Genomic DNA, 12214 nt, shown 5'->3' on the forward strand with positions numbered 1-12214 from the left:
GCGCCCCCGCCCGGCGCGTCCACGGCCGGCGGGTGCGCTACGTGATCGGCTCCGAGCCCGGTCAGGTCAACGGCATGCGATGGCGCGGCGGAGCCGCGTCGTAACGACGGCTCCGCCCGCCCGGTAGCCCTGGGCACCGGGCGCGGCCGGCCGCGTACGGCCCTGCGCCCCGAGCCGTCCACCGGCTCCCGGCGAGGACCGCTCCGTCCGTACCCCCACCCCCTCCAGCGGGGTGCGCGGGCGACGGACCGACGGCGCAATACGGTGCACACCAGCCACCCGTCGGATCGCATACCGCACCACGTAGGAGTAGTGGCATGTCCACCAGCTCGTTCTTCCTCCCGGACCCGGAGGGCAGCGTCCCCAACGCCGAGGGCTACTTCGGCGACTTCGGCGGCAAGTTCATCCCGGAGGCCCTCGTCGCCGCCGTGGACGAGGTCGCCGTCGAGTACGAGAAGGCCAAGAGCGACCCGGCCTTCGCCGCCGAGCTCAACGACCTCATGGTCAACTACACGGGCCGCCCCAGCGCCCTGACCGAGGTCCCCCGGTTCGCCGAGCACGCCGGCGGCGCCCGGATCTTCCTCAAGCGCGAGGACCTCAACCACACCGGCTCGCACAAGATCAACAACGTGCTGGGCCAGGCGCTGCTCACCAAGCGCATGGGCAAGACCCGCGTCATCGCCGAGACCGGTGCCGGCCAGCACGGCGTCGCCACCGCCACCGCCTGCGCCCTCTTCGGCCTCGACTGCACCATCTACATGGGCGAGGTCGACACCCGGCGCCAGGCCCTCAACGTGGCCCGCATGCGCATGCTCGGCGCCGAGGTCGTCGCCGTGAAGTCCGGCTCCCGGACCCTCAAGGACGCCATCAACGAGGCCTTCCGCGACTGGGTCGCCAACGTCGACCGGACCCACTACCTCTTCGGCACCGTCGCCGGCCCGCACCCCTTCCCGGCCATGGTCCGCGACTTCCACCGCGTCATCGGCGTCGAGGCCCGCCGCCAGATCCTGGAGCGCGCCGGCCGCCTGCCCGACGCCGTCGCGGCCTGCGTCGGCGGCGGTTCCAACGCCATCGGCCTCTTCCACGCCTTCATCCCCGACACCGGCGTCCGCCTCGTCGGCTTCGAGCCCGCCGGGCACGGCGTGGAGACCGGCGAGCACGCGGCCACCCTGACCGCCGGCGAGCCCGGCATCCTGCACGGCTCCCGCTCCTACGTCCTCCAGGACGAGGAGGGCCAGATCACCGAGCCCTATTCCATCTCCGCGGGGCTGGACTACCCGGGCATCGGCCCCGAGCACTCCTACCTCAAGGACTGCGGCCGCGGCGAGTACCGCGCCGTCACCGACGACGCCGCCATGCAGGCCCTGCGCCTGCTCTCGCGCACCGAGGGCATCATCCCGGCGATCGAGTCGGCCCACGCCCTGGCCGGCGCCCTCGACCTGGGCAAGGAGCTGGGCCCGGACGGCCTGATCGTGGTCAACCTGTCCGGCCGCGGCGACAAGGACATGGACACGGCAGCCCGCTACTTCGGGCTGTACGACGGCACGGAGCCCGAGGGGGAGAACAAGTGAGCCACGGAAACGTCCAGCTGCTGAGCGACACCCTCGCCAAGGCCAAGTCCGAGGACCGCGCCGCGCTCGTCGCCTACCTCCCGGCCGGGTTCCCGACCGTGGACGGCGGCATCGAGGCCGTCAAGGCCGTCATCGCCGGAGGCGCCGACGTCGTCGAGATCGGCCTGCCGCACAGCGACCCGGTCCTGGACGGCGCCGTCATCCAGACCGCCGACGACATCGCCCTGCGCGGCGGGGTCAAGATCGCGGACGTGCTGCGCACGGTCCGCGAGGCCTTCGAGGCCACCGGCGTCCCGATCCTGGTCATGACGTACTGGAACCCCATCGACCGCTACGGCGTCGAGCGGTTCACGGCCGAGCTGGCCGCCGCCGGCGGCGCGGGCTGCATCCTGCCCGACCTGCCGGTCCAGGAGTCCGCGCTGTGGCGCGAGCACGCGGCCAAGCACGGTCTGGCGACCGTCTTCGTCGTCGCCCCCAGCAGCAAGGACGAACGCCTCGCCACCATCACCGCGGCGGGTTCCGGTTTCGTCTACGCCGCCTCCCTCATGGGCGTCACCGGCACCCGGGACTCGGTCGGCCAGGAGGCCCAGGAACTGGTCCGCCGCACCCGCTCCACCACCGAGCTGCCGGTCTGCGTGGGCCTCGGCGTCTCCAACGCCGTCCAGGCCAAGCAGGTCGCCGGCTTCGCCGACGGTGTGATCGTCGGCTCGGCCTTCGTGAAGCTGCTGCTGGACGCCCCCGACCTGCCGACGGGCCTGGAGGCCGTGCGGGCCCTGGCGGGCGACCTCGCGGAGGGCGTACGCAGGTCCTGACGCGGGACGGGCCCGGATCGGGGTTCTGTAGCCCGATCGGGTGGATTCGGGAGCGGGGAGGCACGCGAGTGCCTCCCCGCTTCGTTTGGCGGAACGTGAGCGAGAAGAACGACGGTGCGAACCGCGATGTGACGAAACGATCGGCCCGGGAGCGACTCCAGGCGGAGCGCGAGCAGCAGAAGAGGAAGGACAAGCGCAGGCGCGCCCTCGTGGTCGGCGGGGCGGTGGTGGGCGTACTCGGCCTGGCCGCCGTCGTCGGCGTGATCGCGGCCAACACCGGCAAGAGCGACAAGTCCGCCCAGGGACCCGTCGCGGCGCCCTCGGGCGCCACGGGCAAGGACGCCCTCGCCATCCAGACCGGCAAGGACGGCGCCAAGTCCACCCTCACGGTCTGGGAGGACTTCCGCTGCCCCGCCTGCAAGGCCTTCGAGGACAACTACCGCGACACCCTCCACGACCTGGAGAACAGGGGCCTGCTCAAGATCCAGTACCACCTGGTGACCCTGATCGACGGCAACATGCGCGGCAGCGGCTCCCTGAAGGCGGCGAACGCGGCGGCCTGCGCGCAGGACGCCGGCAAGTTCGCCGCGTACCACGACGTCCTCTTCGTGAACCAGCCGCAGGAGACGGACGACGCCTACAGCGACAACGCGAAGCTGCTGGAGCTGTCGGGGAAGGTCGGCGGACTCGACACCCCCGCGTTCCGCTCCTGCGTGCAGGACGGCACCCACAACAGCTGGGTCGGTGCGTCGCACGAGGCGTTCCGGGCCGGAAAGTTCAAGGGCACCCCGACCGTCCTGCTCGACGGCAAGGACATCTTCGGTGACCAGGCCAACCCGCTGACCCCGCAGAAGCTGAAAGAGAAGGTCGAGGCCAACGCGGGCGCGGCGCCCAAGCCGCCGGCCTCCGCCTCCGCCCCGGCCTCCGCTTCCGCTTCCCCCTCGGCCTCCGCTTCCGGCCGGTCCGGCTCCGCCCCCAAGGCCGGCTCCTCGGGGACGCCAGGCTCGAAGGCGGTGTCCAAGGGGACGACGGAGGACTGAGCCGCGGCGACCGCCGTGTGTGGTTTTGGTTTCAGCTTGCCGGGCGGGTTGCGGTGGCCACCGCCCGGCAGGGTAGCGTCAGCCTTGCCATGACCCTTGCTTACATCCCCAGTCCGTCGACCGGCGTGCTCCATCTCGGGCCGATCCCGCTCCGCGGCTACGCGTTCTGCATCATCATCGGCGTCTTCGTCGCCGTCTGGCTCGGCAACAAGCGGTGGATCGCGCGCGGCGGACAGCCGGGCACCGTCGCGGACATCGCCGTGTGGGCGGTGCCGTTCGGCCTGGTCGGCGGTCGCCTCTACCACGTGATCACCGACTACCAGCTCTACTTCGGCGAAGGCCGCGACTGGGTCGACGCCTTCAAGATCTGGGAGGGCGGCCTCGGCATCTGGGGTGCGATCGCGCTGGGCGCGGTGGGCGCCTGGATCGGCTGCCGGCTGCGCGGCATCCCGCTGCCCGCCTGGGCCGACGCCCTCGCCCCCGGCATCGCCCTCGCCCAGGCCTTCGGCCGCTGGGGGAACTGGTTCAACCAGGAGCTGTACGGCCGTCCCACGGACCTGCCGTGGGCGCTGAAGATCAGTGAGGGACCCAACCGGGTGGCCGGCCTCTACCACCCGACCTTCCTGTACGAGTCCCTGTGGTGCCTGGGCGTGGCCGGCCTGGTGATCTGGGCCGACCGCCGCTTCAAGCTCGGACACGGGCGGGCCTTCGCCCTCTACGTGGCGGCGTACTGCTCCGGCCGGGTCTGGATCGAGTACATGCGGGTCGACGAGGCGCACCACATCCTGGGTCTCCGGCTGAACGTGTGGACGGCCATCGTGGTCTTCGTCCTCGCGGTCGTCTACTTCGTCCTCTCGGCGAAGCTGCGGCCGGGGCGCGAAGAGGTCGTGGAACCGGTCCCGGCCCCCTCCGGGGAGCCCGGGGAGCCCGGGGACGGGGCGGCTGCGGCCAAGACCGAGGACGCGAAGCCGGAGGCCGGCGCCGCCGCCACCGCCGAGGGCCCGGAGCCTTCCGCCGAGGCCGAGGCCGAGGCGAAGCCGGTGGGGCTGACGAAGTCCGGCCCGGAGGCCGACAAGAGCTGAACCCGCACCCGAAGGGGGCGCCGCACCACCTGCGGCGCCCCCTTCGGCGTACCGGCACACCGCGGGGCCGGGCCTAGCGGGCCCGCTGTGACAGGGAGAGGGTGCGGTGGGCGGCGGCCACGACCGCGGGGTCGACGAAGCGGCCGTCCGGAAGGGCGAGGGCCCCCGGGGCGGCCCGGGCCGCCGAGACGATCTCCTGCGCCGCGGTGACCTCCTCCGGCCCCGGGAGGAAGGCCCGCTCGATCACCGGCAGCTGCCGAGGGTGGATCGCCGCCCGCCCCAGGAACCCCAGCGACCGCCCCCGCGCACAGGACGCGGCCAGCGCCTCCAGGTCCCGGATGTCCGGGAACACCGACTGCGCCGGCGGTGCCAGCCCGGCGGCCCGGGCGGCCACCACCACCCGGGAACGCGGCCAGTCCAGCCCGCCCTCCGCACACACCCCGAGGTCCGCGCAGAGATCGGCCTCGCCCAGGGTCAGCCCCTGCAGGGAAGGATGCGCGCGGGCGATCTCGTACGCCCGTTCCACCCCCAGCGCGGACTCCAGCAGCGCGTACAGCGCCACCCCGCCCATCCGGTCCGCGACCCGGACGATCTGCTCCGGGGCGTCCACCTTCGGCAGCCGCAGCCCCGCCAGCCCGTGCAGCCGGGCCAGGGCCGAGAGGTCGGCGCCCGCCCAGGGGGAGCCCAGCGCGTTCACCCGTACGTGCACCGGTACCGGCGGCCGTTCGCCGAGCAGCTCGGCGGTGGCGGCGCGGGCGTACTCCTTGCGGGAGGCCGACACCGAGTCCTCCAGGTCGACGATGACGGCGTCCGCCCCGCTGCGCAGGGCCTTCTCGACCACCGCCGGGCGGTCCCCGGGCGCGTAGAGCCAGGTCAGGATCACAACGCACCCTCCGTGCGCAGAGCGGTGATCTCGGCCGCGGTCAGGCCGAGTTCGGTCAGTACGGCGTCGGTGTCCGCGCCGTGCGGGCGCCCCGCCCAGCGGATCCCGCCGGGGGTCTGCGACAGCCGGAACAGGACGTTCTGCATCCGCAGCGGTCCCAGCTCGGGGTCCTCGACCTCGGTGACGGTGTCGAGGGCCGCGAACTGGGGGTCCGCCAGCACGTCCCGTACGTCGTAGACCAGGGCGACGGCCGCCTCGGCCTCCTCGAAGGCCGTGAGCACCTCCTCCGCCTTGTGGCGGGCGATCCAGCCGCCGACCGCCTCGTCCAGGACATGGGTGTGGGCGGCCCGGCCGGATCCGGTGGCGAACCAGGGTTCGTCGGCCAGCTCCGGCCGCCCGACCAGGCGCACCACCCGCTCGGCGATGGACCGGGCCGACGCGGACACCGCCAGCCAGCGGCCGTCCGCGCTGCGGTAGGTGTTGCGGGGGGCGTTGTTCGCGGAGCGGTTGCCGGTGCGGGGCTGCACGTAGCCGAGCTGGTCGTACCAGAGCGGGTGCGGGCCCAGCACCGTGAGGATCGGCTCGATGATCGCCAGGTCGACGACCTGGCCGAGCCCGGTCCGCTCCCGGCCGGCGAGCGCGGTCATCACGGCGTAGGCGCAGGTCAGCGCGGCGATCGAATCGGCGAGGCCGAAGGGCGGCAGGGTCGGCGGCCCGTCCGGATCGCCGGTGATCGCGGCGAAGCCGCTCATGGCCTCGGCGAGGGTGCCGAAGCCGGGGCGGCGGGCGTACGGGCCCTGCTGGCCGAAGGCCGTGACGCGGGCCAGGACGAGGCGGGGGTTGGCCGCCGACAGCTCGGGCCAGCCCAGGCCCCACCGCTCCAGGGTGCCGGGGCGGAAGTTCTCGATCACCACGTCGGCGGTGGCGGCCAGCCGCAGCAGCGTGTCCCGGCCGCCGGGGGTGGACAGGTCGAGGGTGATCGTCCGCTTGTTCCGGCCGAGCAGCTTCCACCACAGTCCGACCCCGTCCTTGGCGGGCCCGTGCCCGCGCGAGGGGTCGGGCCGCTCCGGGTGCTCGACCTTGACCACCTCGGCCCCGAAGTCCCCGAGCAGGGTGGCGGCGAGGGGCCCGGCGAACAGCGTGGCCAGATCCAGTACCCGCAGCCCGGCGAGGGGGCCGGGCGCCGGACCCGGGGCGGCGGCCGGGCCGGGTCCGGCGGCCGGACCCGGGGCGGCGCGGGCGGGCGCCTCGGACCGGGCCGCCGGATCGTGGGCGCAGCCGTCTCCGGCCGCGGCGCCGGCCGGAGTCATCGGGCCGTCCTGTCGGGCGGGGCGGCCGCGGTCATGCGGAGCCTCCCGGTGCGAGGCCGCCGGACTCCGGATCCGCGACCCCGGCCAGGGCGGCGGCGTCCGTCTCGGCGCGCGTCGGCATCGAGGACTGCGCCCCCGGCCGCTGCACGGAGAGGGCCGCCGCCACCGACGCCCAGCGCAGCGCCTCCGGCACCGCCCGGCCCTCCCCGAGACCCACCGCGAGCGCCCCCACGAAGGTGTCCCCGGCGGCGGTGGTATCCACGGCCCGCACCCGGGGCGCGGGCACCTCCAGGGGCTCGCGCCCCCGGGCCGCGTACAGGGATCCCGCCGCGCCCAGCGTGATCACCACCTCGGGGACCTCCCGCAGCAGGGCCTCGGCGGCCCGGTGCGGGTCGGTGAGCCCGGTCAGGGCGGCGGCCTCGTGCTCGTTGGGGACCAGCAGGTCGGTGGCGGCGAGGAGTTCGGGCGGCAGCGGCTGAGCCGGGGCCGGGGTGAGGACCGTCCGCACCCCGTGGGCGCGGGCGGCGCGGGCCCCGGCGAGCACCGCCTCCAGCGGCAGTTCGAGCTGGAGGAGCAGGCAGTCCGCGGCGCCGATGCGCGAGTCGTCACCCGGCTCCAGGCCGGTGACGCGGCCGTTGGCGCCCGGGATGACGACGATGCTGTTCGCGCCCTCGTCGTCCACGGTGATGTGGGCGGTGCCGCTGGCGCCCTCGACCGTGCGCAGGGCGGCCGTCTCCACCCCCGACGCGGCGAGGGCCGACCGCAGCCGTACGCCGAACTCGTCCGCGCCGACCGCGCCGATCATCACCACCTCCCCGCCGAGGCGGGCGGCGGCCACCGCCTGGTTGGCTCCCTTGCCGCCGGGGACGGTGCGGAACTCCCGACCGGTGACGGTCTCCCCGGCACGCGGAGCCTTGGGGACGTAGGCGACGAGGTCCATGTTGGTACTGCCGAGCACGGCGATGGCCGTCATGGGCGGGCTGCCTCCTGGGCGGTGAGACGGGCGAGGGTGTCGAAGCCGGCGCCGTCGAAACCGGCGACGGTGGTGGAGAGGCGGTTCTTGAGCGGTGCGGTCCAGCGTTGCGGGATCCGGTCGGCGGAGCCGGCCAGCAGCCCGGCGACCGAGCCTGCGGTGGCCCCGTTGGAATCGGTGTCCCAGCCGCCGGACACGGCGCCGCACACGGAGCGGGTGAAGTCCCCGTCCGCGTGGGTCAGCGCGGCCGCGATCAGGGCGGTGTTGGGCAGGGCGTGCACCCAGTGGTAGCCGCCGTAGCGGGCGTGCAGCCGGTCCACCACCCGTTCGAAGTCGTCCTCCGCACGGGCCGTGCGGATCCCGAAGCGGACGGCTGCGGCGAGGCGCGAGCGGGGCGGTACGACGGCCAGCCCGGCCCGGAGCGCCCCGTGCACGTCGGCCCGGCCGGAGGCGGCCTCGGCGAGGGTGGCGGCGGCGAAGAGGGCGGCGTGCACGCCGGAGGCGGTGTGGCTGAGGGAGGCGTCCCGCCAGGCCTGTTCGGCGGCGGCGGCCGGGTCGCCGGGGTTGGTCCAGCCGTGGACGTCGGCGCGGATGAGGGCGCCGATCCACTCGCGGAAGGGGTTGTGGTGGGTGGCGGTGAGCGGGGGCTCCAGGCCGAGCAGCAGGTTGCGGTACGCGCTCCGCTCGGCGGTGAAGGTCCGGCCCGCCGGGAGCTCGTCGAGCCAGAGGCGGGCGAGGTCGGCGGTGGCGAAGCGCTTGCCGTGCCGCTGGAGGAGGAGCAGGCCGAGGAGGGGGTGGTTCAGGTCGTCGTCCTCCGGGGCGCCGTCGATGTTCTCGGCGAGGGAGGTGGTGGCGGAGCGGCGGTTCCAGGGGTGCGTGGCGAGCACCTCCGGCGGGACGCCGCGGGCGGTGAACCAGTCGTCGAGCGGCCAGTTCCCGGCGGCCCGGGCCAGCGCCCGGATCCCGTGCAGCGGCAGCTTCTCCACGGGCTTCCCGAGCACGCACCCCACGGCCCGCCCCACCCAGGCGGCCTCCAGCCGCGCACACAGAAGGCCGTCGACCGCCCCGCCCCTCGACCCCGGCCCGGCCGGGCCCGGCCCCGCTCCGGGGACGGCACGGGCGGGGGCTGCGGGGGACCGGTGCCGTTCCGGCCGGGGCCGCGGCCGGCCGGCCCCGCCGGGCCACGTCGCGCGGATGGCGGGCCAGGCGGTGGGCTCGTCCGGGGCCGAAGGCACCGGGAGGGCGGCGAGTTCGTCCAGCAGACGGGTCGCGAGGGCGCGCAGCTCCGGCCCGGCGGGGGCGGGGGAGGCGCCGGCCCGGGCGGGCGCCGGGTGGCCGCCCGCCTCCCGCCAGGCCCGCAGCAGCGGCCCGGCGTCCCGGCCGTCCTCGGCGGCCTGCCGCAGCTCGTGCCCGACCAGGTCCTCGGGCTGCGCCCAGGTCAGCCGTACGAGCTCCGCCCCGGCACCGGCCGGCCGCCTCCCGGCGGCCGGAGGAGCCGGCTCGCATCCTGCCGGGGTGTGTCCGTTCGGTGTGTGGGCCGCCCCGGCCGGCCTCCGGGCCGGGCGGGGCGGGCCGGCGGGGGGTCTCGTCATCGGGAGGCCGCCAGGGCCGTGAAAGCCGACTCGTGGGCGCGGCGGCGGGTGCGGTCGCGGGCGAAGACCTCCCGGGCGACGGCGGCCAGCTCCGCCGCCGGGGCGTGCAGGTCCAGCCGGCTGGCCTCGGCCACCCGCTTGGCCCAGCCGGCCGGCACCGCCCCCGCCCCGCCGAGCGCTCCGGCGAGCGCCCCGGCCATACCGGCCGTCGAGTCGCAGTCCCGCCCGTAGTTGACGGCTCCGAGCACCGCCGTCCCGTACCCGCCGTCCGCGACCAGCAGCATCCCGAGCGCGATCGGCAACTCCTCGATGGAGTGCAGCCGGGACGGCCGCCGCGCGCCGAGCGAGGGCGCGCGGTAGTCCGGGCCGACCGAGTCGTACGGGGCCACCGCCTCCCGCAGCGGTCCGAGCGCGGACTCGAAGTCCCGGTGGCGCAGGGCCGCTTCCCGTACCGCCGCGATGGCCTCCCGGGTGCCGTCCTTGGCCAGCTCCAGCGCGGTGTCCACCACCGACGCCGCCGTCGCCCCCGGCACGCACGCCGCGGCGACGGCAGCCGCGAAGACCCCGGCCGCCTCCCGCCCGTACGAGGACTGGTGCGCCCCGGCGACGTCCAGCGCCTCGGCGTAGGCGCCCTGCGGATTCCCCGCGTTGACCAGTCCGACCGGTGCCATGTACATCGCCGCCCCGCAGTTGACGATGTTGCCGTTGCCCGCCTCGCGCGGGTCGGCGTGCGCGTAGTGCAGCCGCGTCACGATCCACTTCTCGGCGAGGAACACCCGCTGGAGCGGCAGGGCTTCGGCCTCCAGCTCGGGGATCCAGCGGGGGACGGACATCAGGTCGGGGACGAGGTGGTCGGCGACCGCGTACGCGTCCAGGTGGTCCCGTACGGTCGCGTACACGCGGACCAGCGCGTGCGTCATGAGGGTGTCGTCGGTGACGTGCCCGTCGCCCTTGTGGTACGGCGCGAGGGGGCGGGCGGTGCGCCAGTCCTCGTACCAGGGGCCGACGATCCCGTGCACCCGGCCGCCGTGCCGTTCGGCGATCTGGTCGGGGGACCAGCCCTCCACCGGACCGCCGAGGGCGTCGCCGACGGCGGCGCCGACGAGGGAGCCGGTGATCCGGTCCTCCAGTGTGAACGTCATGTCCGAATCATCCCTTGGGTGTGGTGAGTTCCGTACGGGTGAGGAGCGCGGCGAGCTCGACCAGGTCGGTTCCGGCCAGGCGGGGCAGCGCGCAGCCGGACAGGACGCGGCAGGCCTCACGCCAGGGGGCGGGCAGGCAGTCGCCGCCGCCGAGGGCGCCGGTGAGGGCGCCCGCGAGGGCGGGCGCGGAGTCGGCGACGCGGGAGAGGCAGGCGGCGGCCGGGACGGCCTCGGCGACCCTGCCGCGGGCGGCGGTGGCCAGGGCGAGGGCCACGGGGACGGTCTCGGCGGCGGCGATGCCGTAGCTGTAGACGTGGTCCACGATCTGGTGCTCCAGGAGCGGGACCAGGGCGAAGGCGCCCTCCCCGTCGCCGCGGGCGAGCGCGACGGCGTGCCGGGCGTTGCGGCCGATCTCGGTGGCGGCGGGCAGCTGTTCGAGCGCGGCCTCGACGGCGGCGTCGGTGCCGGCCCCGGCCAGGGCGGCGGCGACGGCGGCGGCCATGGCGCGGGCCCCGTGGACGCCGTCGCCGTCCTGGGTGTAGCGGGCGTCGAACTCGGCCAGATCGGCGGCCGCGCGGGGGTCGCCGGGGTGCACGACGGCGAGCACGCAGGCGCGGACGCAGGCGGCGTCGTCGAAGTAGTGCGGGTTGTCGTGGCCGGTGGCGGGCGGGCGCAGGCCGGCGGCGAGGTTGCCGAGACCGGCCCGTACGGAGATCCGGGCGCGCATCGGGAGCACGGCGGACTCGACCTCGGGGGCCCGTTCCGCCGCTGCGGCGACCTCGCTGGCCAGGGCGTTCCAGGCGAGGTCGATGGCCGCGCGCATGCGGCGGGACCGGGAGAGGTCGCTGAGCAGGGCGCCGGCGGCGGTGAGGACGGACTCGGCGGCGAAGGCGGCCCATTCGGCGTCGTCGGAGGGGCCGAGGCGGAGCGGTTCGGGGGGCTGGTTGAGGGCGATGGGGACGGGGAGGGTGGTGGTGGCGTTCTGCTCGGCGAAGGTGTCGAGCTCGCGGGTCAGGCGGCGGGTCCACTGGGGCATCCGGCTGGCCCGGTGCCGGGCGGCGGGCCAGCCGGCGGCGTCGCCGGCGGCGAGCCCGAGCAACAGCCCCTCGATCCGCCGCACCGCCCCCGCAGGCCCGCCCCGGCCCCGGCCGGCGGGGGCCGCGTCGGGCGGTGCGGACGGGACCCGTTCCATCTGCACCGCCCCCCGCGCCTCGTCCGGGACGCGCCCCGTGCGGTGTGCCTCCGGCGGTGTGGGCCGGGTGCTGTCCGTGCGGGGGGCCCGGAGGGGGGTCGGGTCCGCCTGCGCCTGGTTCGGGGGCGCGGGGCGGTTGCCGTCCGTGCGGGGCGTCTCGGTGTCCGGGGGTGCCGTGGGGGAGTGGTCGGTGCGGGCTGCCGCGGCAGCTTCCGGGCCGGTGCGTGCGGTGCGGGTCGGCCCCGGCGGTTCGTCTGTCCCGTCGGCCGCCCCGCCCGTGGCGAAACCTTCCCCCATCCGTGCCTGCCACGACTCCGGGAGCAGGCCGCCCACGGCTCCGTACGGGGTGGGGGCCGACGTCCAGCCCCCGCGCCGGGGCGCCCCCGCTCCGCCGGGGTCGGTGGCTCCGGGCTTCCGGCCCGGGAGGGCGGGACCCGTCCCGACGGCCGTCACCGGCGCCGGGTCGGGGGCCCCCGGCTCCTGTCCCGGCGCCAGGACAGCGGGCGCGGCCGGGGCGTCGGGGTCCGGGGCGGTGGCCGGCGGGGGGCCGTCCGCGGGCGTCGGCGGAGCGGGGCGGTGCGGCGGGGTCGCGCGGGGCCGGCCGGCCGGCGGCGGGG

At 76.0% G+C, this 12214-nt stretch carries 11 protein-coding genes; 5 read left to right on the forward strand and 6 right to left on the reverse strand.

Going from position 1 to position 12214, the window contains the following annotated elements:
- The 5 genes from trpM to lgt all read left to right on the forward strand — a co-directional run.
- Positions 1 to 104, forward strand: a 104-nt coding sequence (gene trpM / locus WDV06_RS33520) for a tryptophan biosynthesis modulator TrpM (RefSeq protein WP_395513601.1), incomplete at its 5' end; no start/stop codon positions are given.
- Between the two features lie 213 nt (positions 105 to 317).
- Entirely contained in the window at positions 318 to 1571 is a 1254-nt protein-coding gene (gene trpB, locus WDV06_RS33525; protein WP_395513592.1) for a tryptophan synthase subunit beta, read from the forward strand.
- On the forward strand, positions 1568 to 2383 hold the full coding sequence (trpA, locus tag WDV06_RS33530) for a tryptophan synthase subunit alpha (RefSeq protein ID WP_395513593.1): 816 nt from the start codon (positions 1568 to 1570) through the stop codon (positions 2381 to 2383). Before trpB ends, trpA begins: the two co-directional genes overlap by 4 nt.
- 95 nt (positions 2384 to 2478) lie before the next feature.
- Complete coding sequence (locus tag WDV06_RS33535) at positions 2479 to 3423, forward strand: DsbA family protein (protein WP_395513594.1); 945 nt, start codon at positions 2479 to 2481, stop codon at positions 3421 to 3423.
- 89 nt (positions 3424 to 3512) lie between these two features.
- Entirely contained in the window at positions 3513 to 4505 is a 993-nt protein-coding gene (lgt, locus tag WDV06_RS33540; RefSeq protein WP_395513595.1) for a prolipoprotein diacylglyceryl transferase, read from the forward strand.
- 73 nt (positions 4506 to 4578) lie between these two features.
- Here lgt and WDV06_RS33545 read toward each other — a convergent pair whose 3' ends face one another.
- From WDV06_RS33545 to WDV06_RS33570, 6 genes are all read right to left on the reverse strand, one after another.
- On the reverse strand, positions 4579 to 5388 hold the full coding sequence (locus tag WDV06_RS33545; protein WP_395513596.1) for an HpcH/HpaI aldolase/citrate lyase family protein: 810 nt from the start codon (positions 5386 to 5388) through the stop codon (positions 4579 to 4581).
- Entirely contained in the window at positions 5385 to 6698 is a 1314-nt protein-coding gene (locus WDV06_RS33550) for a CaiB/BaiF CoA transferase family protein (protein WP_395513597.1), read from the reverse strand. The genes WDV06_RS33545 and WDV06_RS33550 overlap by 4 nt, the downstream gene beginning before the upstream one ends.
- Before the next feature lie 31 nt (positions 6699 to 6729).
- Positions 6730 to 7671, reverse strand: coding sequence for a ribokinase (gene rbsK, locus WDV06_RS33555; RefSeq protein ID WP_395513598.1), 942 nt, complete (start codon positions 7669 to 7671; stop codon positions 6730 to 6732).
- Positions 7668 to 9263: an ADP-ribosylglycohydrolase family protein gene (locus tag WDV06_RS33560; protein ID WP_395513599.1), complete on the reverse strand. Its 1596-nt coding sequence runs from the start codon at positions 9261 to 9263 to the stop codon at positions 7668 to 7670. Before WDV06_RS33560 ends, rbsK begins: the two co-directional genes overlap by 4 nt.
- Entirely contained in the window at positions 9260 to 10405 is a 1146-nt protein-coding gene (locus tag WDV06_RS33565) for an ADP-ribosylglycohydrolase family protein (protein WP_395513600.1), read from the reverse strand. Before WDV06_RS33565 ends, WDV06_RS33560 begins: the two co-directional genes overlap by 4 nt.
- Positions 10406 to 10412: 7 nt before the next feature.
- Positions 10413 to 12214 (reverse strand): ADP-ribosylglycohydrolase family protein (locus WDV06_RS33570; protein WP_463668233.1); only part of this gene is annotated, 1802 nt, incomplete at its 5' end.

It is taken from the genome of Streptomyces racemochromogenes (genome assembly GCF_044129415.1).
Lineage (GTDB): Bacteria > Actinomycetota > Actinomycetes > Streptomycetales > Streptomycetaceae > Streptomyces > Streptomyces racemochromogenes_A.

What these genes read in the sequence shown, in the direction of transcription:
- trpB (WP_395513592.1), top strand. Translation starts at nt 318, where the DNA reads ATGTCCACCAGCTCGTTCTTCCTCCCGGACCCGGAGGGCAGCGTCCCC.
- lgt (WP_395513595.1), top strand. Translation starts at nt 3,513, where the DNA reads ATGACCCTTGCTTACATCCCCAGTCCGTCGACCGGCGTGCTCCATCTC.
- WDV06_RS33550 (WP_395513597.1), bottom strand. Translation starts at nt 6,698, where the DNA reads ATGACTCCGGCCGGCGCCGCGGCCGGAGACGGCTGCGCCCACGATCCG.
- rbsK (WP_395513598.1), bottom strand. Translation starts at nt 7,671, where the DNA reads ATGACGGCCATCGCCGTGCTCGGCAGTACCAACATGGACCTCGTCGCC.
- WDV06_RS33560 (WP_395513599.1), bottom strand. Translation starts at nt 9,263, where the DNA reads ATGACGAGACCCCCCGCCGGCCCGCCCCGCCCGGCCCGGAGGCCGGCC.
- WDV06_RS33565 (WP_395513600.1), bottom strand. Translation starts at nt 10,405, where the DNA reads ATGACGTTCACACTGGAGGACCGGATCACCGGCTCCCTCGTCGGCGCC.